Origin of the sequence: Nocardiopsis sp. LDBS1602 (assembly GCF_035818715.1) — a bacterium.
GTDB classification, from domain to species: Bacteria; Actinomycetota; Actinomycetes; order Streptosporangiales; family Streptosporangiaceae; genus Nocardiopsis; species Nocardiopsis alba.
Genome location: NZ_JAYLVW010000009.1, coordinates 74,993 through 98,365 on the forward strand (window position 1 = coordinate 74,993; position 23,373 = coordinate 98,365).

18 protein-coding genes are annotated in these 23,373 nt (G+C 69.1%); 5 read left to right on the top strand and 13 right to left on the bottom strand.

Features of this window, described 5'->3' with window-relative positions; all coding sequences use genetic code 11:
• Positions 1-200: 200 nt before the first annotated feature.
• Positions 201-2,354, top strand: a complete 2,154-nt coding sequence (locus U9J66_RS21795; protein WP_326338527.1) for a tetratricopeptide repeat protein — start codon at positions 201-203, stop codon at positions 2,352-2,354.
• Positions 2,355-2,360: 6 nt separating this feature from the next.
• Here U9J66_RS21795 and U9J66_RS21800 read toward each other — a convergent pair whose 3' ends face one another.
• From U9J66_RS21800 to U9J66_RS21825, 5 genes are all read right to left on the bottom strand, one after another.
• Positions 2,361-3,266: a dihydrodipicolinate synthase family protein gene (locus tag U9J66_RS21800; RefSeq protein WP_326338528.1), complete on the bottom strand. Its 906-nt coding sequence runs from the start codon at positions 3,264-3,266 to the stop codon at positions 2,361-2,363.
• A 54-nt stretch (positions 3,267-3,320) separates the two neighbouring features.
• Positions 3,321-4,100 (bottom strand): SDR family NAD(P)-dependent oxidoreductase, encoded by a 780-nt coding sequence (locus U9J66_RS21805; RefSeq protein ID WP_161111288.1) that lies wholly within the window; start codon positions 4,098-4,100, stop codon positions 3,321-3,323.
• 55 nt (positions 4,101-4,155) lie between these two features.
• Positions 4,156-5,331, bottom strand: coding sequence for a Cmx/CmrA family chloramphenicol efflux MFS transporter (locus U9J66_RS21810; protein WP_442789866.1), 1,176 nt, complete (start codon positions 5,329-5,331; stop codon positions 4,156-4,158).
• Positions 5,332-5,878: 547 nt separating this feature from the next.
• Positions 5,879-6,016 carry a hypothetical protein gene (locus tag U9J66_RS21815; protein WP_326338530.1) on the bottom strand — a complete coding sequence of 46 codons (138 nt, stop codon included), beginning with the start codon at positions 6,014-6,016 and terminating at the stop codon, positions 5,879-5,881.
• 709 nt (positions 6,017-6,725) lie between these two features.
• Positions 6,726-7,556 (bottom strand): ion transporter, encoded by an 831-nt coding sequence (locus U9J66_RS21825; protein WP_378762933.1) that lies wholly within the window; start codon positions 7,554-7,556, stop codon positions 6,726-6,728.
• 514 nt (positions 7,557-8,070) lie between these two features.
• On the opposite strand from U9J66_RS21825, the gene U9J66_RS21830 reads away from it, so the two are divergent.
• Positions 8,071-8,622, top strand: a complete 552-nt coding sequence (locus U9J66_RS21830) for a thymidine kinase (RefSeq protein ID WP_014910724.1) — start codon at positions 8,071-8,073, stop codon at positions 8,620-8,622.
• A 24-nt stretch (positions 8,623-8,646) separates the two neighbouring features.
• Here the strand turns inward: U9J66_RS21830 and U9J66_RS21835 are convergent, their stop codons facing one another.
• From U9J66_RS21835 to U9J66_RS21860, 6 genes are all read right to left on the bottom strand, one after another.
• Positions 8,647-9,408 carry a hypothetical protein gene (locus U9J66_RS21835; protein ID WP_326338531.1) on the bottom strand — a complete coding sequence of 254 codons (762 nt, stop codon included), beginning with the start codon at positions 9,406-9,408 and terminating at the stop codon, positions 8,647-8,649.
• A gap of 2 nt (positions 9,409-9,410) precedes the next feature.
• Positions 9,411-10,583, bottom strand: a complete 1,173-nt coding sequence (locus U9J66_RS21840; RefSeq protein WP_014909201.1) for a C40 family peptidase — start codon at positions 10,581-10,583, stop codon at positions 9,411-9,413.
• A gap of 4 nt (positions 10,584-10,587) precedes the next feature.
• Positions 10,588-11,256, bottom strand: coding sequence for a hypothetical protein (locus U9J66_RS21845; protein WP_326338532.1), 669 nt, complete (start codon positions 11,254-11,256; stop codon positions 10,588-10,590).
• 35 nt (positions 11,257-11,291) lie between these two features.
• The gene (locus U9J66_RS21850) at positions 11,292-13,625 is read right to left on the bottom strand and encodes a type IV secretion system protein (RefSeq protein ID WP_326338533.1); all 2,334 of its coding nucleotides are present in this window, start codon (positions 13,623-13,625) and stop codon (positions 11,292-11,294) included.
• 539 nt (positions 13,626-14,164) lie between these two features.
• Entirely contained in the window at positions 14,165-14,848 is a 684-nt protein-coding gene (locus U9J66_RS21855) for an NAD(P)H-dependent oxidoreductase (protein ID WP_326338534.1), read from the bottom strand.
• 34 nt (positions 14,849-14,882) lie between these two features.
• Positions 14,883-15,215 carry an ArsR/SmtB family transcription factor gene (locus U9J66_RS21860; RefSeq protein WP_017535804.1) on the bottom strand — a complete coding sequence of 111 codons (333 nt, stop codon included), beginning with the start codon at positions 15,213-15,215 and terminating at the stop codon, positions 14,883-14,885.
• Between the two features lie 558 nt (positions 15,216-15,773).
• On the opposite strand from U9J66_RS21860, the gene U9J66_RS21865 reads away from it, so the two are divergent.
• The 3 genes from U9J66_RS21865 (at position 15,774) to U9J66_RS21875 (ending at position 19,623) form a co-directional block, all read left to right on the top strand.
• Entirely contained in the window at positions 15,774-16,349 is a 576-nt protein-coding gene (locus U9J66_RS21865; protein ID WP_326338535.1) for a TetR/AcrR family transcriptional regulator, read from the top strand.
• A gap of 100 nt (positions 16,350-16,449) precedes the next feature.
• Entirely contained in the window at positions 16,450-17,595 is a 1,146-nt protein-coding gene (locus U9J66_RS21870; RefSeq protein WP_326338536.1) for a hypothetical protein, read from the top strand.
• Between the two features lie 297 nt (positions 17,596-17,892).
• Positions 17,893-19,623 (top strand): serine/threonine-protein kinase, encoded by a 1,731-nt coding sequence (locus U9J66_RS21875; RefSeq protein ID WP_326338537.1) that lies wholly within the window; start codon positions 17,893-17,895, stop codon positions 19,621-19,623.
• A gap of 82 nt (positions 19,624-19,705) precedes the next feature.
• Here U9J66_RS21875 and U9J66_RS21880 read toward each other — a convergent pair whose 3' ends face one another.
• Together U9J66_RS21880 and U9J66_RS21885 are read right to left on the bottom strand one after the other, a co-directional pair.
• Positions 19,706-20,782, bottom strand: a complete 1,077-nt coding sequence (locus U9J66_RS21880) for a hypothetical protein (protein WP_326338538.1) — start codon at positions 20,780-20,782, stop codon at positions 19,706-19,708.
• Positions 20,783-20,890: 108 nt separating this feature from the next.
• Entirely contained in the window at positions 20,891-23,347 is a 2,457-nt protein-coding gene (locus U9J66_RS21885) for an ATP-binding protein (protein ID WP_014909395.1), read from the bottom strand.
• Between the last annotated feature and the right edge of the window lie 26 nt (positions 23,348-23,373).

Sequence of the window (23,373 nt, forward strand, 5' to 3'; positions counted from 1 at the left end):
GACTCTGTGTCGTGCCTCCCTCACCGTCGGTACACGCCGATGACCTGGGACAGCGAGATCCGTGTGATTGATTCCCCGCCCCAAGGGGAAGTGGATCGTCCGAAACCCCCTTCATGGTGGGGGTTCCCGACCAGGTGTCGGGGCATACGACTCATAGGCGTCGCCTGCACGGGACGCGGCTCCCTCGGACCCCGGGAAGGGTGTGGCCGTTGAACGCCAGCCCCCACGACAACGATGACACCGGTGTTCTCCCCACCGACCGAAACCCGACGAACTGGCCGATCAGGGCCGGCGCCGTCCCTCTCCCACGTCGCTCCACCCACTTCCAGGAGAGGGAGATCGGCCCCGTCCTCGACGAGGCCCTCTCCGGGTTCGGTCACCCCACCGACCATCAGGTGCTGACCGGCCCGTCCGGCGTCGGCAAGACCCGGCTGGCCGCCCACCACGCCCGTTCCCTCCTCGGCGAACGGGGCGGGAACCTGCTGGTCTGGGCCGACGCCTCCGATCGGGAGGGCGTGGTCTTCGCCTACGCCCACGCCGCCCGACGGCTCCTCTCCCACTGCCCCGAGGATCCCGAACTGGCGGCCGGCCGCTTCCTCGACCGGCTGCGCGACCCCTCCTCCGGTTCGGGACGACGGTGGCTGGTGGTGTGGGACGACCTGACCGACCCCGCCCGGGTCGAGGACCTGTGGCCGCCCTCCGGCCGGGAGGAGGGGCGGACGATCGTCACCACCCGTCTACCGGCCCGGCTCCTGCCCGCCCGAGGACGACGCCCGGTGGAGGTGGACGTGTACAGCGAGGCCGAGGCCGCCGGGTTCCTCCGCACGGCCCTGACCGAATCGGGGATCGCGCACACCGCCGACGAGGCCGCCGCCCTCGCGACCGGACTCGACCGCCTGCCCCTCGCCCTGAGCCAGGCCGTGGCGTACATGGCCGACCGGGGCACCACCTGCGCCGACTACCTGGAACTGCTGAGGGAACACCCCGGAAGCACGGGCCCCTGGGAGTTGGCCCTCGAACGGGCCGACGCCCATCGACCGTCCGGGATCGCCCGTCCACTCCTGGGGCTGCTCTGTCTGCTGAGCCCCTCCGCCACACCCGAACAGGTCCTCGTCTCCCGACCGTTCCGCGAACACCTGGGGCGTCGCGTCTCACCCCCGCGTCGACCGGCCGAGCAAGAGATCCGCTTGGCGCTGGCCTCGCTGGAACGCCTCCACCTGATCGACCGGGGCACCCCTCTGGTGATCGGCACCCACCACCTCTCCCGCCGCGCGGCCCGTGAACACCCGCTCACCCGCCCCGACCGAGAGGGCACCCGCGCCGTCGCCGACGCCCTGGTGTCGGTGTCCTCGGACGGCGCCCCCGGATCGGTGTCGGACCAGCGGGTGAGATCGAGCGTCCGGGCCCTGCTCGCGTGCCCCGAACGGCGCGCGTGGCTATGGGAGGGAGACCCCCATCCCCTGCTCTTCCGTTCCGCCGGCCTCCCACGGGTGGATCGGGAGGAACGGGCGCTCCCCTACCGCGACGTGTTCCTCGAATCGCTCTCCCGCGACCTCCCCGAACGTGTCGAGGACCCCGAACGGATCCGTCGAGGCCTGGAGAAGGCCCGCCGGCACCACACGATCGCGTCCGGCCCCGACGGGGTCGCGACCCTGCGACTCCGGCACGCCCTCGCCTACCTGCGGGCCTGGGCCGGAGACCCGGGCGGGGCGATCCCCCTCTACCGGGACCTCCTGATCGACCTGGACCGGCGACTGGGACCGGACCGACCGGAGACCCTGAGCGCCCGGGGCAACCTGGCGGTGTGCCGGGCCGAGTCCGGCGACCCGACCACGGCCGTCGAGGAGGCCAGGGCCCTGCTCACCGACCAGCGACGCCACCTGGGCCCGGACCACCCGAACACGCTCACCACCCTGCACAACCTCGCGCACTGGCGAGGAGAGGCCGGAGACCCACGAGGCGCGGTCACCGAGTTCGACCGTCTCGTGGAGGTCCGGGCCGAGGTGATGGGCGTCGACCACCCGACGACCCTGGCCTGCCGGCACGAACTGGCCTGCCGTCGCGCCCTCGCCGGGGACACCGAGGGCGCCGCACGCGATCTGGCCGAGGTCGCGCGCGACCGGCGTCGGGTGCTGGGTCCGGGCCACCCCGACACCCTGGCCACGTTCCGCAGGCTGGACCGGCTGCGTCGGGAGATCGGCGTCCTGGCCGAGGCGACCCCGAACGGGGGCCCGGACACCCCCGACAGCGGCGCCCGGAACGAAGACGAGACCGGAGGCAACGGAGGCGGCCACGAGCTCGACCCCAACGACGAGCCCACCGGCCCCCACTTCCTCGGCCGTTTCCGGAAGTGACCCCCGTCAGAGGCCCTCCGCCAGGCCGAGGTCGTCGACCACACGGGCCACCCTGGAGCGCTGGGCGTCGTCGAGCCCCAGGATCGGTCTCGGCAGACTCGAACGACGCGCGAACCCCAGATGTTCGGCCACGGCCGCGATGACACGTTGGCTTCCGCCCAGTTCCGCGAACAGCCCCCAGAGCGGCGCGAGCCGCTCGGACTCCGCCCGCGCCGCCTCCGGGTCACCGTCGCGCACGGCACGGGTGACGCGCAGCGCCACCTCGGGCAGGGTGCCGCCGACGACCGAGTACCAGGCCTCGCATCCGGCGATCAGCCCCTCCGCGGCGAAGGCGTCGCCCGAGACACCGATCGTCACGTGCTCGGGGAGCACGGCCCGGACCCCCTCGACGTGCGCGCGGGCCTCCGCCGGCCCGGTGGGGACCCCCGGGATCTTGATCGACGCGATCCCCGGCAACCCGGCGATCCGCGCGTACAACTCGGTGGTGAAGGTGAAGTGCGTGGTGCGCGGGTTGTCGTAGACGATCACCGGGACCGAACTGTTCCTCGTGACGTCGTCGAAGAGCCCGTACACGTCGTCGTCGGTCAACGCCTGATAGGTCAACGGCGCCACCAACAGGCCCGACGCCCCGGCCCGCTGGGCGTCCTCGACGTGCGCGAGCACATGGGAGGTGCGCAGCGCGCCCACGCCGACGACCACCGGCACGTCCCCGGCGTTCTCCACCGCCAGGCGGGCGGCCCGGGCCCGTTCCTCCCGATCCAGGTAGGCGTAGGAACCGGTCGATCCGAGCGCGGTGATCGAGTCGACGCCGGCGGCCGCGAGCCGTCGGACCCCGGCGGTGAAGGCGTCCTCGTCGATCCGGTCATCGGCCAACGGGGTGAGCGGAAAGGCGCTGAGTCCGGTGAATCTCATGGCCACGAGCCTAGAGCGCACCGGTCTGGCGCCCCTCCCCGACCCGTGTCGACCTCAGTGCACGGAGAACCCTCCATCGACGAAGAGCGTCTGCCCGGTGACGTAGCCGGAGGCCCCGCTCGCCAGGAACACCGCGGCCCCGGCGAAGTCCTCCGCCAGACCGTTGCGGCCCACCATGGTCCGTTCCGCCAACTCCCGCACCTTGGCAGGGTCGGAGGAGAGCCTCTCGTTGAGCGGGGTCATCACGAAGCCGGGCACCAGCGTGTTGCAGGTGACCCCGTACGGCGACCAGGCCTCGGCCTGGGAACGGGCCAACGCCTCCAACGCCCCCTTGGAGACCCCATAGGCACCACTGTTCACGAACGCCCGGTGAGCCTGCTGAGAACTCACGTGGACGATCCGACCGAACCCCCGCTCGGCCATCCCCGGCCCGAACCGCCGCCCCAACAGGTAGGGCGCCTCCAGGTTCACCGACATCGTGGCGTCCCAGACGTCCTCGCCCAGTTCACCCATCGGCGGCCGCAGGTTGATCCCCGCGCTGTTGACGAGGATGTCCGGTTCACCGAAGGCCTCCACCGCCCGTTCGGCCGCGGCGCGCACCCCGTCCCGATCGCCCAGATCGGCGCTCACCCAGGCCGCCCGCAGCCCCTCGGCCGTCATCTCCTCGACCGCTGCGACCAGCCCCGCCTCGCCGCGCGCCACGAGCACCACGCCCGCCCCCGCCCGGGCGAGGGACTCGGCGATGGCGCGACCGATCCCGGAGCTCCCACCGGTCACCACGGCGACCCGGCCTTCCAAGGAGAACAGGGCGGCGAGATGGCTGTCGACGTTCATGGCCGAACCCTAACCGGCCCGCCCCACAGCCAAAGCACCGCCCTCCGCTCCCCCCTCAACGAGAGACCGTGCTCCCCGCCCCCGCTCCGCGCCTCGACGCCGCCGCGCACCACCAGAGCAGGACGGCCGCCGTGGCCGAGAGCACCCCGGCGAACAGCGGCCCCCTCTCCCCCAGTGCTTCGATGGAGAACCCGCCGACGATCGGGCCGAGGACCGCGCCGAGGTTGAGGGCCACCGTGGCGAAGGAGCCTCCCATGGTCGGCGCCTCGTACGCGGTGACCATGATCCGCGAGATCAACGTGCTGCCCAGGGCGAAGGACAGCGCCCCTTGAACGAAGAGCAGCGCCCAGAACAGCGGCGCCATGTCGAGTGTCAGCGCCATCAGCGCCCAACCGAGCACGAGGAGAGGGCCGGTCCACACGATCAGCCGGTACCAGGAGCCGTCCCCCAGACGGCCCGCAGCCGTCACCCCGACGAAGGCGCCCGCACCGAACACCGCCGGCACGGCGGGCAGGACGTTCTCGGCGACACCCGCCGGCCCGGAGGCGATCACCAGGAGATAGGTGAAGACGCAGAAGGTGGCTCCGTTGACGAGCACTCCGAGAGCGAGGTTCACCTGGAGCGGGCGGCGCGCGAGGACACGTAGTTCACGACCGAGCGGGACCGGCTTCCTCTCCGCACTCGAGGAACCCTTCGGAGCGGCGACGGCCACCCCGCACAGGGCGATCAGGGAGACGGCGGCGATGGCCCAGAGGGAGGCCCGCCAACCGAGCAGGGAACCGATGAGGGAACCGACCGGAACCCCCGCGACAAGGGCCAGCGTGGTCCCGCCCAGGATCACCGAGAGCGCTCGGGCCCGGCGTTCCGCGGGGACCAGGTCGGCCACGGTGGAGAGGGTCACCGCGAGGAACCCCGCGTTGGCCAGGGCCGCCAGGACACGGGTCGCGAACAGGACGTCGAAGTCGCGGGTGAGCGCGCCCACCACGTGGGCGAGGACGAACAGCGCCAGGAAACCGGCGAGGGTCCGGCGTGGGGGAAGTCCACGACCGAGCGCGGCCATCAACGGCGCGCCGATGACCATCCCGATCGCGAAGGCCGAGGTCAACAGGCCGGCGCGGGCCGAGGAGACATCGAAGTCCGCGGAGATCCCGAGAAGGAGTCCGGCCAGGACGAATTCCGAGGTCCCCTGCGCGAAGACCGCGACGGCGAGAAGGTAGAGCAGAGCGGGCATGAGCATCCATCCGAAGTTCGTGAAGGTCACGGGGTGTGCGCTCACACGACCGGCACTTCGGACACGGGGGATCGCCGAGGAAGGCCTCGCCACTCGGGGCCGAGGCTCCAGGGAGACGCCGAACGGAACGGGCCTCGTTCGCCACGGTCGCTCGGCCGGGATCCAGGGGTGTCTCGGGCTACCGGCGGTGTGCCGACAGCCCCGGCTTGGACGCTTCGGGAAGACTCACGTGGGGCACGTTAACGGACGCTCCCCTGCCCGGGGAAACGAATTTCCGAGGGTGGAACACCCGTCGACCGCACCACACGCGTGTGAGAGGCGGCCCGCGACCGTTCCCGAGTATCCGCGGCACCGTCCATCCCGGTACCTCCGAGAGCGACATGACCGAGAAGGCCCTCGAAAGGCTCGCCGAGGCTCTGGACGCCTCCGGCACCGAACACGCCCTCGAGGTCCACGACAGCCCAGGGAGACGATCGGGGCCTCCGTTCCTCCTACGAGAACGGCCTCTTCTCCGTCTTCCGGCAGCGTCTGTTCGGTGGCGCCTCCCTCATTCGCGGAGCCAGGGTTCGGGCAAGGGTGAGCGTTCGGTGAGGGCATCGTTCAGACGGCGCCGGCACCGTTCGACCTCGGCCAGGGGCTTCCAGTCCTGTGCCGCGCCAGGCCCCCTGCGGAGCGCTTCACTCATGGACTCATAGCAATCGGTCGCGTAGTCGTACGCGATCCCCCTGCGGAACACCGGAGGCACACCCCGGTCACATCCGAACACCCGCCAGGCTCGAGGCGGAGGCGCTCCGGCCCTCATCCGGCGGTCGAGTTCGGAGAAGAGCCCGTCCACCCGCCTCAGTTCGTGGACGGCCCGCGCCGCACGGCTGGGGGGAGGCGAGACACCGAGATCGACAACGAGGCTATGGACCCCGTGTGGGTACAACTGGCCGCGATCCTCGTCGCACGTATGGATGCTGCGATCTACCCACCAGGAAGAGCCATCCCTTCCCGCAACCAGCTCCGCCAGGAGTTCGGGGTCTCCAAGGGCACCACCGTGAAGGCGACGAACCACCTCGCCGAGCAAGGGAGGGGTACGTGCCGTGCATGGTCGAGGTGTATTCGTCCTCCCGAGAGATTGAAAGAGGCCCCAGAGCACCGAAGGTGCCTCGTAGTCTCTTTCTCTTCGATCCGATATCACCCGAATACGGGACGCATCCCCGACAAGGGAATGATGAATTGTCTCATTCGCCCCCGTACGCGCAAGCGGAGCGAAGAAAAACCTCGAAATGATCTCCGAATCCCTCGCGAGCGAAGCCACCGCTCCTACATAATCCTTACCGAGGGTGGGGACGGCCCGCCGGAGTCTTTCTACTCGCCTTCGGCGGGCCTACTCCTCCGCCTTCCGAGGCCTACGTCTCCGCCGGGGCGTCCGGACGATCGGGACCGTTCGACTCATCCGGACCGGAGCCGCCCGGGACGGACGTGGTCGCCAGTTCCTCGGAGCCTCCCGCCCGTTCCTGCCTCAGCAGCCCTTCGAGCCGCTCCACCTGGGAGCCGAGCTCAGCGATCCGCTTCAGGACCTCCTTGTGCTGGATCAACTCCAGCTCCTGGTCCTCCTCCCAGCGCCCGGCGTTGAACTCCTGCTCCATCGACGTGACGATCACACCGATCACCAGGTTCAGCAGGACGAACGCGGTGAGCACGATGTAGAGGACGAAGAAGATCCACGCGTAGGGGTGCTGCTCCAGGACCGCGTCCGAGACGTCCGGCCAGTCCTCCGTCGTCATGAGCTGGAACATCGTGTACAGCGTGGTCCCGAGGTTGCCGAAGTACTCCGGAACCGTCTCGCTGAACAGCTGGTGTCCGAGGATCGCCGAGGCGTAGATGAAGATCAGCAGCAGGCCGATCACCGTGCCCATACCGGGCACGGCCTTGAACAGCGCGCCTATGATCTGCCGCATCTGCGGCACCGCGGTGACCACCCGGAAGATCCGCAGGACGCGCAGGATCCGCAACACGGAGAACGGTCCCGTGGCCGGGACCAGCGAGATCACGACCACGATGAAGTCGAACCAGTTCCAGTAGTCCTTCCAGAACCTGCCTCGCCAGGCGTAGAGCTTGAGCGCCATCTCGATCACGAACAGACCGATCGTGATCCGCTCGATCCCGAGGAGATACGGAAGGGCGGAACCCCCGTAGGTGGACCAGCCCAATATCACGGCATTGACCAGAATCACCATGAACATGACATTGGAGAACCAGCGGCTCTCCACTATTTGAGTGATCTGATCACGCCTCAACGTCACATTCCCCTCGACATAGGCACCTTGAATAAGGACAAGGAGCGTACAAATATATCGAAGCGCCTGTTATCACACAGAAGCGCCTCTCCCCCTTCGGGGCGCGCCTCTCCTCCAGCGGACGGGGAGAACCCATCATGCCGGCTGGTGACGCCACCAGACGAAGGTACGCCCGCCCGGACACCCGATGACCACAAGAGGGTGAACAGCGCCCCGAACCCCGAGCGGCCTCCATCGAGCACGGGATTTCGGCCCGGCACCATTCACCGCCCTCACCAAGTCCGAACCTCGACCTCCGCGACGCCTGAGGAAGACGAGGCCCTGGCCTCACCCCTTCACCGAAGGCGTACCGGAGCCGATGCGGTACGAGGCCCTCGCCGCTGATATGTTCACTGCTGGCCTCGGCGGCTTCCCGAGTGGCCCCCTGACCAGCGCCCGCGACCGAGGAAGAGACATGGCGGAGCTGAAGTACTTCACCGGATCGATGAACTCGGGCAAGAGCACGATGGCCCTACAGGAACACCACTCCCGCGGCGGCGAAGGCGTGCTGTACACGAAACAGGACCGCGCGGGCTCGGGGATCATCTCCTCCCGCCTGGGGCTCAAGTCCCCCGCGGTCGAGGTCGGCGACGCGCTCGACCTGTACGACGACGTGGCCGAACGCAAGGCCCCCTACGTCATCTGCGACGAGGCCCAGTTCCTCTCGTACAAACAGGTGGGCCAGTTGGCGGGCGTCGTCGACGGCATGGGCATCGACGTCTACTGCTACGGGATCCTGACCGACTTCCAAGGGCAGCTGTTCCCCGGCTCCAAGCGCCTGGTGGAACTCGCCGACAGGATAGAGGTCCTACCGGTCTACGCCCGCTGCTGGTGCGGCAACCGCGCCACCCACAACGCACGCGTGGTGGACGGGGTGATGGTGTACGAGGGCGAGCAGGTGCACATCGGGGGCAACGAGTCGTACACGACCCTGTGCAGGCACCACTTCATGGCAGGCGTCGCCTGACCGAAGGCCGTCAAGTTCCTCCCTTCATTCATCCGCGCCGGGTATCCAGATACCGAATTCAATTTCAGAAACTCTGACCAGCTTTTCGGCTTCCTTTTCCATTGGGAGCTCCGGGATTTCCCCAGCCCCTTCTATTTTGATCTTATACACAGCACTCCTGGTCTGTAGCAATAGAACATACCCGGTGACACCAGGAGAGATCTCTCCATGAACAAAATAGGATCGGTCGGCAAATCTAGAATCCCCTTGACCCTCAACTCCAAAAAATTCAGAATCAAGCGACTCGACAGCACGATCATAATCCGAACTCGCAATGTCGATCCGATCCGAACCTTCGGAAGAGATCACCGCATCATAGGAGTAGTCGAGACTCCAGGACTCGGTTGCGTCATATTCAGATCTCAACTCCCACACACAGCTATCACTCACCCGCCTTTCTCCATCGACGACTCGATCTTCGTAGTTATCTTCCCCACCCTCCGCAGGAAGGAGAGACACCTGGGCCGCTGCGGGCAGATTGCGTGAACAAAGGTCCAGGTCTCCTGGTTCGATCGACTCCTGAGGGGCACCGGTCATAGCGATTGGAGGGGGCGTGGAAGAACTCCCTTGAACACCTGAGGAAACCGTCGAGACCAGAGTGCTGAGAAGTCCCACGATCACACCGAAGACCCCGAAGGCCGCGAGGGTTCCGCAACCGCAGACCGCCAATGCGGCCTTCCAGCCGTGCAGCCCTCTCTTCGCAGGCTTCTCGCGCTTCGTCTCTTCTCTGGTCGTCGTCTCCGACACGGTCACGCCTGCGCTTCCAGCTGGGCCTTCACTTCGGGATGTTCGAGCGGTCGGGTGAAACCGACGATGGCCGCCCGGTTCGGGTCATCGTACTCGCGCACCGCGATGGGTCCGCAGTTGGTACACCAGGCCTCGACCATCAATCCATCTCCGACGACCATCCCCATATGGCCCGGCCCCGGAGGCTCTCCGGCGCGGGTCACGTCGAAGAAGACCAGGTCGCCCGGTTGTTCCTCGCCCATCGGAATCTCCGGCCCGAAGGACCATTGATCCTGGGAGACCCGGGGAACCGTCACCCCGATGCTCTCGTAGGCCTTCATGGTCAGTCCAGAACAGTCATAACCGTCCGGACCGGTCCCGCCCCAGATATACGGCTTTCCGCGCTGGTCGAGGGCCCAGTCGACCACGGCCTGCGTCAATTCGTCGGGGGCACGGCCGATGGGCGCGCCCTCACCGTCCAATTGGCAGACGACCGCCGTTCTGATGGAGTCCGTGGTGTCGAAATCGCCGTCCGAGTACCGTTCGGCCCATTCCAGGACATCGTCCACGTACCACCAGGCGTGGTTGTATCCGAAGATCGCCTGACGAACGTCGTCCTCGATCCCATGGGAGATCAGATAGTCGGCCGCCGCCGGAATGGCGTCCGCGGGATCGTACACGTTGACGATCCCGTCCCCGTTGCCGTCCACGCCGTATCCCTGGTCGGGACGGTCCTCCACGTCCTGGATCGGCTCACCGCCCCAGCTGTTCCCCGCGGCCGATCCGTCCAACGAGCCGAACTGCATCGGTCCCGCCGCGCCCCAGTCGTTGTGGCCCTCGGTGATACCGGGTCCGTCCCAACGCCCGTGGTGCGATTCGACCTGGCCGATCCCCGCCAGGATGTTCCAGGGGATCCCTCGGTCCTCCCCCGCCTCCCGGTAGAGCTCCAGGTAGTTCTCCGGAATGGAGTCCATGGCGTACTCGCTCGTCCCCGGCTGTTCGGCGTCGGCGTTGGGGGAACAGACCACCCCGCTCGACATCAGAGCGCCGAGTCGACCGGCCTGGTCTCCGATGACCGGGATGAAGATCAGCGCCACGAGAACGACGAACGCCATGGCCACGGCCAGCAGGCAGCCGATCCGGCCGGTCCAGGAACCGCTCGTCTCCGCGGCGGGGGGTGTCCGCTGCCAGATCAAGGTGTCACTCCTCCCCGAACTGTCCGACGTCGGCGGGCTGGAAGTCGAAGACCGCCCAGGAACCGCCGTCCTTGATCACGGTGACGGCGAACTCGCCCAGGTCCTCGTCGAACTCGGCGTCTCCGGTCTCGGTGATGGACTGGGCCGTGACCACGAAGGTGATCGACCCGGCCCCGAAGGTCCGGACCTCCTCGACCTCGGCCAGGCCCCGGGCGACCGCCTCCTTGCCGCTCATCTCCTCCCAGAAGGCCCCCGCCCTCTCGGACTCGGACAGGACCTCGGCGTACTCCTTCGTGGCCAGCTCCTCCATCGAGGAGTAGTAGTCCTCTGGAGGTCGGGAGTAGTCGATGGTCCCGTAGGCCTCGGCGAAGGCCTGCGCGGTCGCTCCTGCGGCCTGGAACTCCGCTTCGCCGAACGGGAACCAGGAGAGGACGTCCATGTCCTCGGCCTCGGTGGTGGTGATCGGCTCGGGAGGGACCGTTGCCAGGCCCCGAGGGCCGGAGGGTGCCCCGGTCGTCTCCTCGAGGGGGGCCGTCTCCCGGGGAGGGGCCGCGGCGTCGTCCTCGTCTCCACCGAAGCCGCCGAGGCTGACGTAGATCCCGAACCCGGCCAGGGCCGCGATCAGTCCGATCACGACCATTCGTTGTGTGCGTTCGGGGAGAGGGTTGGGCATGACGGTCTCGGTCGCCTCGTCGTCTACTCGGTCACTCAGTCGTCGTTCAACCAGAACGGGACGTCGCGCTTACGGTCTCGGGTCGAGTTTCCACCCTCGCCCCAGAACGGGGTGATGGGGGCGTTGTCCCGGCGCTTGTCCGAACCGCTCAGCCAGCCGCCCTCACGGTCCCCACGACCGCCCGGCGGAGGGGCCGTCGGGCGGGTCTGGCGCTGCGGGGCGGGGCGCTCTCGCCTCTCTCTGGGAGAGCCCCACCGAGAACCCTGACCACCGATGTTGCCGCGAGGCGGGGTGTTCTCACGGCCGCCGAAGATACCGCGCCCGGTACTGGGCTCGGGGCGATCGGCGCCGGCCGCGCGAGAGTTACCGGCGGCACCGCCGAGGACGCCACCGGAGGAGCCTCCGCTCTCGTTCCGGGCGGAACCCGTGCTCCGCCCTGTGGTCCCGAACACCGAGGCCCAGCCGCTGTCCCCGGTACCCGTGTAACCTCCGGCCGGGCGGGGCGGGATGGCGCCGTTCGAACCGCCCCCGGCGCCGCCGCCCGAGAGGCTGGGCGCCTGATCCGTGGTGCGGGCGGTCCCGTTGGGGCGCCCTCCGGAGGCGGTGGAGGTCGTCGTGGCTCCGCGACGGTTGACGTTGAGCGGGGGCGCCGTCTCGTTGTCGCGAACCCGGCCGTAGCCTCCGGGCCCGCCGGTACCTCGTGCCCGGACCGGTTCATTGACCTCGCCCTGGGACTCCTCGGGCGTGGTCGCCCCTCCGGCCGGGGTGGCTCCGTTCGCCGGCACACCGGCGGCCGCTCCGGCGATCATTCCGCCGCGACGACGGCCCCAGTTCTGCGCCTTGAGGTAGGCGACCGGCGGGAGGACCGCCGCACTCTTGCCCAGGGCCTGGCTCTGGGCGGCGTCACTGACGATGCGCGAAGTGAAGCTGTTCGCGTTGACCGAGGAGAAGAGGTAGGCGAAGGTCTTGCGGTAGATGAAGAGCGCCAGGGTGAACAGGGCCAGCAGGATCATCTGCAGTCCCCACCCGATGGGTGTCGACATGACGATGCCGTAGCTCATGACCAGCAGGGCGATCAGCAGCACCACGAAGATCTGTTTGAGCAGGAAGCCCACCATCAGCTCCACCCAACGCAGCAGGACCATACGCCCATAGCCCGGGTGGATCCCGATGAGCAGGAAGATCGGGGAGAGCATGAAGAGCAGCATGAAGCCGATCTTCAAGACGATGAGGGCGACCGAACCCGCCAGGATCAGACCGCCCGCGAAGATGGACGCGAAGAGAGCAAGCGTCGCCACCCCGATCCGACTTCCCGAGTCCTCTCCCGAGAAAAGAGGGTAGACACTCGGATACGAGGTCTCCACACTTGAGGCGATCTCCTCGTATTCTTCCTGCTTGTCCGAAATAAGAGTTCCCGCATCGAGCTCACCATCGGCGATCTGCTGCTGCTCTATTCTGCTGATTCCCTGAGCAGCGATCAGATCTTCCGCATGGTGCATCGCAGCATTCTCCGCGAGCTCCCCATTACCGAACTGTCCCGCGACCCATGGTTGGCAGACCAGGCTCGACCACATCATGTCCGCGTTGCGGCGCACCTGGAAGTCGGCCTCCGACTCCCAGTCCGCGCGTTCGGGTGGTTCGGCCCCGGCCGGGCAGACCCCCGACCCTCCTCCGTAGGGGACCTGTCCGACCGCGCTGGTCACCAGCTGGGTCCCCGAGTTCACGAGGGTGCTTCCCAGCCCCATGACCTGGGCGGGGTTGATGAGGATCCACATGCCCAGCGCGGTGGCCGCGACCATCCACACGCTGGATTCGATGGTGAGCGTCATCCGCTTGCGGATGAGCCCGTACCAGCCGAGCCAGATGGCGCCCAGGATGACGATGGTGGGGATCAGCGGCCGCCAGACGCCCTCTCGGAGGGCGACGACGACGTTCTCGACCGTCTCGGTGAAGCTGGCGAGCAGCCCGTCGGAGGTGGCGGCCTGGTAGACGGTGATGGTGGACTGGTTGATGGTCTTGGACAGGTCCCAGGCGGAGTTGGCGATCGTCGCCTGGGCGCCGTTGGCCATCCCGTCCACGCAGGATTCGGTGATCATGTGCCACTGGGTGCCCGCCGTGCCGTACTGGCCGTACATGCTGGCGTCGGGGGGAAGTCCGTCGGGCGAGCCCTCGATGGCGGACTGGGACTGTGGCGGCACCAGGAGCCCGTCGGAGCCGCTTCCCGCGGATTCGGGGAGGGGCGCCGGCTGCCCCGGGCACAGGGGGTTGGCGGTGGCCCCGCTCAGCGGTAGCAGGATGAAGCCGCTCAGCATCAGGAACGTCATCAGGAGGCGTCGCCATCCCCGCCGGTGGACGTGCTGATGCGTCATCTGCTGAGCTCCTGCGTCGTGTGTTCGTCCGGGGTGATGGCAGACCACGAGGCCTCACGCCGCACACGCCGGCACGCCTCCAGGCGCACGACCGCACGGCCACAAGGCCCCCGCATGTCTTTACCCCATCCTCTATGGTGCTCCATCACCGGGCTCGTGGATGGGTTCAACTCGATGAGATTTCCGATTCGTACCCTCACGGGGGACAGACGCACAGGTACGAATGCGACCTTTCATGATGTTTCCCCAGGTAGAGACCTTGAAAGGACATCCGGAACTCCCAAAAACCGCGAGGCCACAATTTGCTGACCAGACGGGGACTATGAGGGGCGTCACACCACCTTTCGTAGTGAAAAGTGGACACAAGGCCATCAATCGGACTGGAACCCGGTTCCTTTCACGGCTTCCGAGACGGCCGCAGCCCTGATTGCCGCCGGCCCGAAACACGCCGCCCCGTAGGCGAAGGCGACCCTCGCACCCCCGAGGGGCGCTCCGTTCACGTCCCCGCGCAGAACGCCCCGGGGAGGCACCCCATCGGGTCAGGGGCGGATCGGGGCCGTAGCGGCCCCGGCGACATCGGCGATCGCCCTTTCGACCCTCTTCAGCGCGACGCCGCGCTCCTCGTCGGTCATCCGGACCGGCTTGTGGGTGACCACGGGGTCGAGGACCTCGTAGCCGACGAACTCGAGCATGCCCCTATGGATGTGGAACAGGAAGTCGTCCATCGGACCGAAGGCGCCGCCCGGCTCGAAGGCCTCGGCGGAGCCTTCGGTCGTGAACAGCAGCATCGCGCGTCTTCCGGTGAGGGCGGCGTCTTCGAAGAACCCGTGTTCGCCGCCGAACACCCCGCCCATCACGAAGACCCGGTCCACCCAGCCTTTGAGGACGGCGGGCATCGAGAACCACCACATCGGGAACGACAGGACGAGCAGGTCGGCGGCGAGCAGGCGTTGGAGGTGGGCTTCGACCTCGCGGTCGAGGGTGCCCTCCCGGACCGCGCGCACCTGTTCGGCCTGCGGTTTGAAACGGTCCTCGGTGGACGTGAACTGTTCACGCCGGAGGACCGGCGCCCATCCTTCGGCGTAGAGGTCGAGCACGTCGACGTGGTATCCCGCGCCGTGCAAAGTTCGCGCCGCGGTGGTCATCTGAGCGGTACCGAAGGAGTGCGGCTCGGGGTGGGCGTGGACGATGAGGGCCGTGGGGACGCCGCCGAAGGTCGACATGCTCGAATCATATCGACATATTTCGATTCGTCAATCAGATATCGGTTCCGATCGCCCGCGCCACCTGGGCCAGCCGTTCGTCGTCACGCCGGTAGTGCGTCCACTTGCCCACCCGGGTGGGATGCACGAGACCGGCGCGCTCCAAGGTGCTCATGTAGCTGGAGACGGTCGACTGGGCGAGCCCCGACTTCTCCTGGATGTGCGTGACGCACACGCCCACCGACAGACGATCCGCGATCGGCTCGTACTCGCCGAAGTGCTCCTCCGGGTCCTTCAGCCATCGCATGATCCGCAGACGCGCCGGATTGCCGAGGGCCTTGAACACCTCGATCAGGTCGTTCGACTCCGGATCCACCGCCACGGACATACGCCACCTTTCCCACCGGCCGACTCGACGCACCACGATATCCGGACGCTCGAACCCGGCGGTGGGGTCGGGAGCCCGTCGTCGCGTGTGGTGTCGGGAGAAGGCCCGGGAGGCCGATGGGGAGGGATGCGAGGCGAGGGGAACACGATCGGGGCCGCCCATACGAAGGCGAGGGCGCGAAGGCCCCCGTGCGGTTCCTCGCGCCCTCGTCCCGAGGTCCGCCGACGTCTCCATGCGCCCCGGGACGGCCACCCGGCCCGGCCGTCCTGGAGGAACCGGACGACGCGCGTCCGTTCGCGTTCCCCCTCCGAACCGGTCGACCGCCCCTGAGTACACATGAGAACGCCCGTTCTCACACCGCGAGACTATGCCGCGGGCACGGAGCTTTTCAAGTGGGGTACGGAAGACCCGCCACGGTCCCCGCCGTCCACTCCGGCTCCCTCTGTACCTCTCGGACAGTCGAAGGGCGGACCGCGAACCCGGCCACCCGGCCGCCCGGTCACCGAGGACTACGATGAAGAACGGACATTCTCCTGGATGGGCGAGAAGATGCCGGATATGGACACCGTCACGGACGACCGCGCGCAGGTGCTGGACGCCGCCGACTCCCTGTTCTACGACCATGGGATCCAGGCGGTGGGCATGGACCGCATTCGGGACGCCGCCCGGGTTCCGCTCAAACGGCTCTACAGGGTCTTCCCGTCCAAGGCCGAACTGGTCGAGGCCTACCTGCGCAGACGGGACGTCCGGGCCCGCGAGGCCTTACGCGCCCACACCGACCGGTACGCCGTCCCCGAGGAACGTGTCCTGGCGGTCTTCGACTGGCTGCACGGTTGGTACTCCCTGCCCGAGTTCCGCGGTTGCCCCTTCAGCAACGCCTTCGGGGAGCTGGGCCGTGACTCCGAGCCGGTCGCCCGGGCCGTACGCGACCACATGACCGCCGTTAGAGACCACCTGTACACGCTGGCGGCGGAGACGACGGCCCCCGACCCGGGTTCGCTGGCCCGTCAACTGCACAACCTGGTCGCCGGGGCGACGATGCTGGCGGCGATCCACGACACGCCCGAGTCCGCCCTCCACGCCCGGGAGAGCGCCCGGATCCTCCTGGACGCGCTGCCCACGCGTTCCGGCTGATCCCCCCGATCACCACGACCCGAGAGAACCGGAGCCTCCCGTGCCGTCATCGGACGGAGAGCACCGATCCCCCGTCTCTCCCTCGGAGGTGTCCGCGAGCATGTCCCCTTCGTCTCCCCGATCCCCCGGCCCCGCCGCGAAGAGCCGCTCCCTCTCGTTCCTCGATACCTCGCCGTTCGCGGCGACGGCGATCCTGGCGTTCCTTCTCCCACCGATCGTCGTGGTCGGCGCGATCCCCCTGTTCCTCGTCTCCCTCTTCGTCGGGGTGTTCGTCTTCCAGGTCGACTCCCACGCCTCGACCGCGGTCTTCACCGTTCTGGCCGGCGTCGGCCTGGTGGGTCTCGCCTTCCCGCTCCACCGGTTCCTGCGACGGGTGGGCCTGCCACGGCCCCGGGCCCTCGTCTGCCTGCTGTACCTGGCGATGGCGCTGCCCGCGATCCAACTCCCCTTGTCGATGTTCCTCTCCGATACCGGAGCGGGGGCGTTCCTCGGCGCCATCGGCCCGGAGGCGGAGGGTGTCCCGTGGATCATCGGCGCCTACCTGCACCTGGCCGTGCTGTGCGCGGTCCTGTTCCTGTGCGAGCGCCGTCGACGTTCCCGTGACTGGCTCCCCTTCGACGCCGGGTCCGTCCCCGACGAGGACGTACGGCGTACCGACCGCCGGGTGATCCTTCGCACCGCGGCGGCGCTGGCGGCGACCTTCCTGATCACCGGGGCCGTCACCGCCGGGATCGCCGAGCGGAGCACCCTCGACCGAGTGGCCGAGGACGCGGCCGGGATCGGTGATCACACCCGGCCACTCGTCGTCCTGGACGGCCCCGGCTGGAGGCCGTGGCATGTGCGTTCCCACGACGACCGGGAGGAGCTCCGGATCGCCTACATGAACGACGATCGGGAGGTCGTGGAGGTCCACACCATGCCCTTCGAGACGGTCGAGGAGGGGTTCGTCGAGGAGCGATCGATCGAGGCTCCGGGGCTCTCCGAGCGGGAGGCCCGGGCCGCCTTCGACGTTCTCCCCGGCTTCGTTCCGGAAGGCGACTCCCTGTTCGTCGAACTCCCCGGGACCGACCGCGTCGTGGCCCTGTATCCGGGTATCGACGGCCGGCACGGCCTTCTTCAGGGGACGGCCCGTTTCGACGTGACCGGAGGGGAGCTGCTGGAGCTGGTCGGGCACCTGCGTCTCCTCGACCCGGGGGACACCGAGGCGGTGCGCGAGCTCGCCCTCCAGGCACGTACGGCGCGGTGACCCCGGACGGTTCCGACCCGCTCGGCGATCTCTTCGGCACCCTGAGGGCACCGGCGTTCCACGAGCTCGTGAACGCCGTCTCCGAGCGCCCGAAACACCGGTACGGAGGTCTGACCACTATCGGTCACCTGCGGTAAAGCCCCGAGGCAGGGCGACCTCCCCCGGTTTACAGTGGTGTTCCGGTTCCGACCGATCCACGAAACGGCGGTCCCCTCTCCCGCGCGTGGTGGTGCGCGTTCACTCCCGCGAAGGCAGTCCCGCGCGCCGGCCCGCACCGCCAGAAGGGAGGCCGTTCGGATGCCCCCGCCCGAACACACGACGGTCGGCCGCTACGAGCTTCGTGAACGGCTGGGCGTAGGCGGAATGGGCACGGTGTGGCGTGCCTGGGACCCCGCCCTCCAACGGGACGTCGCGGTCAAGGAGGTCCTGCTCCCCGACGGCATGAGCGAGGAGGACCGGATCGAGGCGCACGCCCGCACCATGCGCGAGGCCCGGGCGACCGCCCGGATCAGCCATACCGCGGTGGTCACCGTCCACGACGTGCTCGAGCACGAGTCGAGCCCGTGGATCGTGATGGAGCTGCTCAGCGGTTCCTCTTCGCAACAGCACATCGACGCCCACGGGACGATGCGGGTGGAACGGGTCGAGAAGGCGGCGCGGGCGTTGTTGGGCGGTCTGCACGCCGCCCACGCGGCGGGCGTGACGCACCGTGACGTCAAACCCGCCAACATCATGCTCACCGAGGACGAGCGGACGGTGCTGACCGACTTCGGCATCGCCAACGTCGACGGGAGCGCCGCGCTCACGCGGACCGGGGTGTACATCGGTTCGCCCGAGTACATGGCCCCGGAGCGGTTCGAGGGGGAACGGGCCCTGCCGGCCTCGGACCTGTGGAGCCTGGGCGTGACGCTGTACTCGCTGTTGGAGGGGCGCTCCCCGTTCAAACGGGACAGCATCACGGGCATGATCAGCGCGGTGTTGACGTCGCCGGTACCGCCTCGTCTGTCCCGGAACGAGGCGGCGGGCTCCCCTCGGAGCGCGGCCCTGCGGGCGCTGATCGAGGCTCTGTTGACCCGGGACGCGGCGGCCAGACCCACCCCGTCGGCCGCTCTGGAGTTGTTGGATCGCGTACGTCCGGAGACCCTGGAGAACGTGCCGATCCGTAGGGGCGCGCCGCCGGGTGGTGCGCCCTACGGTGGCGTGACGGCCCGGGGCACGGGGCCACGCGGGGTTCCGGTACCGCGTCCCCCGGCGGGCGGGGTTCCGACACGGCACGTCCCGCTTCCTGGCACGCCGCCTCGAGGCGTCCCGGTGGAGGGGGTCCCCGCGCCGCGCCGTCCCGTCTCCGGCACTCCCCCGGGCGGGGTCCCCGCGGGCGGGAGACCGACGTCCCCGCCACGTCCCGCCCCTCCGCCCGCCGGGGCTGTGACACCCGGCCGAGGTACGCCCGTTCCCGGTGGAAGCGGTCGGCCTTCCGGAGCCGCCGGCCCCGCACCCCGTCGTCCCACTCCCCCGCCGGGGACCCCCGTACCGCGGCTCTCCCCTCCGGGGGCCTCTCCCGGTCGTGCTCCTGTCGAAGGGCCCGCGTCGAAGGTCGTGAGTATGCCGACGGAGGCCGCCCGGGGGTTCCTCGACGGTGTCGGTTACAGCGTCTCCCCTTCCGAGGGTCGGTCGAAGGGGGAGAGATCGGCCTCCTCGCTCGCCGTCACGGTGATGTGGGGGATCAACGCCGTGGCGTTCTCGGTCCTCGCCGTCCTGGGTCCCTCGCTCGGTGCCGGAACCGGATGGACCGGTGCCGTGCTCGCGGCCTCGGCCGGACTGTCGTCGGCCGGTGCCGCGATCGGGCCGGCCGTTCGCCACCGGGCCGCGTTCCCGGTGGGGCTGCTCGCCCTGCTCCTGAGCGGCGCGGCTCTGGGATGGGGCGTGTTCACCGGGGAGGGCGCCGGTCCCCTGGTGGCGCACGCGCTCTTGACGGCGCACGCCCTGGCCGCCTGCGGGCTCCTGTTCGTCTCGCGGGGGCCGCGCTAGGACCGGACCCTCGACCGCCCGCCCGCACCCTCCGGCCCCGTCCCCGGAAGCCCGTCGACGTCGCCCGCGCCCGGGTGGAAGGTCACACCGCGGCGGGCTCGACCCGGTCGAGCCCCGTGGCGGCGGCGTGGACCCGGGCCACGCTCTCGTCGCGGATCCGTCGGGCCGCTTCGGCCGTGTCCGCCAGCTCGACGACCTCCGGCGGTTCGGCGCGGAGCAGCGACGCCTCCGCCCGCAACTCCGCGTATTCGGTGAGCGCCCCGACGGCCTCCTCGCACTGTTCCCGCTCCAGATGGGCGGCGACCGCCTCCTCCACCAGCCGTCCATAGGCGACGATCCGCGCGACCCGTGACCGGATATGGCCCTCGATGGCGTCCAGATGCTCGCGTTGAGGGCGCAACGCCTCTCTGACCCGGTCCGAGGTGGCCCTCTGCCATCGCAGAAGGTGGTCGCGGCGCAACTCTCTCCGACGGGCGAGGAGGGTGGCGATCCGCCATTCCTCGTCGCGCAGGACCACCAGGCCGCGGGCGGTGTCCAGGGGGTCCTCTCCGCCGAACTCCGCCCGGGCGTCGGCCACACGGTCGAGGGTCCGCTGGACCTCGACCAGCGCGTCGTGGTCGACCGGGTCGATGTCCTCGGGGAACAGGATTCGGCCTCGAAGGTCGCTCGTGCGCTGTCCCTCCTTCTCGCCGACGAGGGCGTCCACGGAGACCGTCCCGACCAGGAGCGCGAGGAGCGCCGCGGGGGCCGCGACCAGGATCTCCGGGTCCACCGACCCGAACAGCCACAGGGGTGTGATCGCCAGGGCCCCGAGGCCGGCCAGGCCACAGATCCATCGGGCCCCGCGCGTCAGGTCGGGGTGAAGGATCGGGGTGAGGGCGTAGGCGGCCAGGAGGAGCACGATCCCCGGGCGGCCTCCGGCCACGACCAGGACGGTGGTCAGGATGCCCACCAGCCAGGACATGCGGTCCCACGCCTCGCGCAGACGTCGAAGCCGGTCGTGGACCTTCACCGTTCGGGCGGGATCGTCGTCCTCGGCGGTGGTCCCGCGGTGGAAGCGGTGCGGTGCGATCGCCGCCGCCCGGAGCAGGTCCTCACGGACGTCCTCGGGCAGGGCGGGGTCGACGACGGTACGCGGCCGGATGACGTCCTCACTCATGGGGGTCCCTTGTGAGTGGTGGGGGTCTGTCGGACGGTGTCCCGAACGCCGAGGCGCGTTCGGGACACGAAGGTCGATACCCCTCTAGATCCCCATCAGCGGCGCGCGCTACTCCCCACGGCCGTTAGTGGACACCATCTCGGCGGGCCGTTCCCGGGTGGGGTTGGTGTCCAGCCAGCGCAGCAGCGATTCGGAGACCAGGTCGACGCCGATCCTGCCCGTGCGACCGTCCAGGTCCCGGAAGAGACATTCGCCGTTGCCGAGGTTGCGCAGGACCGCCATATGGTCCTCGTTCGGCTCCACGCCGAGCAGGTCCATCACGCTGCCCACCTCGTGCGCCTCGCTGGAGCGGAAGGCGAACACCGAGGACAGACAGTTGGTGACCTGCTCGTTGAGCATGTCGCCCGCGTTCTGGGAGACGAGGATGAGCGCGGTGTTGCGAGAACGGCCCATGCGGGAGACCTCGGGGACGAGCTTGGCCCCCTCGGGGGTGGAGGTGACCGCCCAGGCCTCGTCGAGGAAGATCGCCTTGGGCAGGCGGCGGTCCAGGCCGTTCATGAGGCGACGGGCGAACTGGGAGACCAGGTAGAGCAGGGCCACGGACAGGCGCTGTTCGTAGGAGTAGTCGTCGCGGTCGACCCCGGAGTCGGGCAGGGTGAGCCCGCCGAGGGTGAAGACGGTGGTCCACCCCTCGGTGTCGATACGCGCCTCGCCCTGGGGGTCGAAGCACAGGGAGGCCAGACGCATCTCCGCCATCGATCCGAGCACCGCGCCGAGGTTGCGCGAGGCGGCGTCGTCGGAGGCGGTGAGATGGTCGACGACCTTGGCCAGGGAGGGCCGGGGTTGGTTGGCGACGGTGGCCACGGCCTGGATCATCGCGGACTCGCGCTCCTCGCTCATGCGGGGCAGGAGCAGACGCAGGGTCTCGGTGGCCATGGTCTTCTTGGCCGCCAGGTCGTCGCCGAACGCGAAGGGGTCCAGTAGTCCGGGCTGGGCCGAGCCCAGCGACATCACACGCGCCTTGCGACCCCGGTGCTTGAGCAGTTCGACGAGGGACTCGGCGTCGCCCTTGGGGTCGATGGCGGCGACGGTGACCCCGCGCAGGGCGAGCTGATAGATCATCAGCAGCGCCAGGGTCGTCTTGCCGCCGCCGGGCTCACCGGTGATGGCGATGGCGGTGGGGCGGTTGCGGGCGGCGGCCACCATGGGGTCGAAATGGACGATGGAGCGCGCCCGTCCGACGGTCTCACCGACGTAGGGGCCCACCCAGCCACCGCCCTGCCGGTCGGTGCGGTCGCCGACCTCGACGGTGGCGGTGGGCATGCCGCCCGCGATGGTGCGCAGCGGCTGACGTTGCGCGTAGGCGTTGAGCCGGATCTTGTCGCCGGGCAGCGACTCGTTGAACAGGGAGAGCTGGTCGCCGGTCGAGTTGATGACGTCGATGCCGATGTCGCGGTAGTGCTCCATGACCGCCTCGACCTGCTGGACGAGGAGGCGTTCGGTGGGCGCGGAGACCATGAGCCGGTGCCAGCCGTAGACGAACGGCAGGCGTTCCTTGGTGATGCCGTGTTCCAGCATGCGGGCGGCGTCGATCTGCTCGGCGAGGGCGATGGGCGCCTCCACTCCGGCCTCGCGGATGTGGGCGTCCATGTCCCGCGCGTGCGCGAGTTTGCGCCCCACGTCCTTGGAGGCCTTCGCGGGCGGGATGAGCTTCATGCGCAGGGAGAGCTCGACCGGGAAGGGCAGCGCGTCGGCGTGGTGCAGCCACGGTTCCCCGTCGGGGAAGGGCATCAGGTCGGGGAATCGGGCGAAGGAGAGGAAGGAGACGTGGGTGGAGCCGGAGGGTTGTTCGAGTCTGAGCATGGAACGCCCGTTGTGGACCACCCCGTCGACGAGCGCCTCGATCTCTCCCCGCCCCCAGGTGCGGCGGCCGGCGGCCGAGGGGCGGATCTCCTCGGAGGTGCCGGTGACGGAGTGTCGGACGAGCCAGGCGATCTCGTCGGAGGTGGCGTGGCGGGCGTGCAGGGAGCTGGCGGCCAGGGCCCGGCCCAGACGTTCGGACTGGTCGGTCCAGCGGGCGAGCTCCTTGTCGTCGACCGCGTCGTCGTTGATGCCGAGGACCTGTTCGGTGCGCTGGTAGGCGCCGAAGATCTGGGAGAACAGGCCGAGGCCGCCACCGGCGTTGCGCATGCCCAGCCGCACCCCGAGGTAGACCTCCTTGGTCCAGAAGTCCTTGGCCCATACGTGCCGGTACATCTCGTCGAGGTAGTCGTACCAGCCGGGTCCGGAGTCGGCGGTGGCGTCCAGTTCGGTGGCCCACTGGGCGGCCGGATAGGTGCGGTGGGCGACCCTCAGGTGCACCTCGGCGTCGTTCATCCGGATGGCGGCGAGGGCGATCGTGATGTTGGTGGCGAGCGCCTGCCGTTCCTCGGGCGTGGTGAACTCGTAGGAGACGGTGGGCAGTCGGAAGTAGGCCCAGGCCTCGGTGTCGCTGAAGAGCACACGGTCGTCGAAGTAGCGGACCGCGAGGCGGGTCGCCCCACGGGTCCCCCTGGTGCCGGTCATCTCGTGTCGCCTTGCCCTTCTGGTCG

Coding starts and splice junctions, on each gene's coding strand:
- U9J66_RS21880 (WP_326338538.1), bottom strand. CDS start 20,782: ATGAGTGAGGACGTCATCCGGCCGCGTACCGTCGTCGACCCCGCCCTG.
- U9J66_RS21865 (WP_326338535.1), top strand. CDS start 15,774: ATGGACACCGTCACGGACGACCGCGCGCAGGTGCTGGACGCCGCCGAC.
- U9J66_RS21860 (WP_017535804.1), bottom strand. CDS start 15,215: ATGTCCGTGGCGGTGGATCCGGAGTCGAACGACCTGATCGAGGTGTTC.
- U9J66_RS21845 (WP_326338532.1), bottom strand. CDS start 11,256: ATGCCCAACCCTCTCCCCGAACGCACACAACGAATGGTCGTGATCGGA.
- U9J66_RS21850 (WP_326338533.1), bottom strand. CDS start 13,625: ATGACGCATCAGCACGTCCACCGGCGGGGATGGCGACGCCTCCTGATG.
- U9J66_RS21810 (WP_442789866.1), bottom strand. CDS start 5,331: ATGCCCGCTCTGCTCTACCTTCTCGCCGTCGCGGTCTTCGCGCAGGGG.
- U9J66_RS21805 (WP_161111288.1), bottom strand. CDS start 4,100: ATGAACGTCGACAGCCATCTCGCCGCCCTGTTCTCCTTGGAAGGCCGG.
- U9J66_RS21800 (WP_326338528.1), bottom strand. CDS start 3,266: ATGAGATTCACCGGACTCAGCGCCTTTCCGCTCACCCCGTTGGCCGAT.
- U9J66_RS21830 (WP_014910724.1), top strand. CDS start 8,071: ATGGCGGAGCTGAAGTACTTCACCGGATCGATGAACTCGGGCAAGAGC.
- U9J66_RS21825 (WP_378762933.1), bottom strand. CDS start 7,556: ATGGTGATTCTGGTCAATGCCGTGATATTGGGCTGGTCCACCTACGGG.
- U9J66_RS21870 (WP_326338536.1), top strand. CDS start 16,450: ATGTCCCCTTCGTCTCCCCGATCCCCCGGCCCCGCCGCGAAGAGCCGC.
- U9J66_RS21875 (WP_326338537.1), top strand. CDS start 17,893: ATGCCCCCGCCCGAACACACGACGGTCGGCCGCTACGAGCTTCGTGAA.
- U9J66_RS21855 (WP_326338534.1), bottom strand. CDS start 14,848: ATGTCGACCTTCGGCGGCGTCCCCACGGCCCTCATCGTCCACGCCCAC.
- U9J66_RS21815 (WP_326338530.1), bottom strand. CDS start 6,016: ATGAGTGAAGCGCTCCGCAGGGGGCCTGGCGCGGCACAGGACTGGAAG.
- U9J66_RS21885 (WP_014909395.1), bottom strand. CDS start 23,347: ATGACCGGCACCAGGGGGACCCGTGGGGCGACCCGCCTCGCGGTCCGC.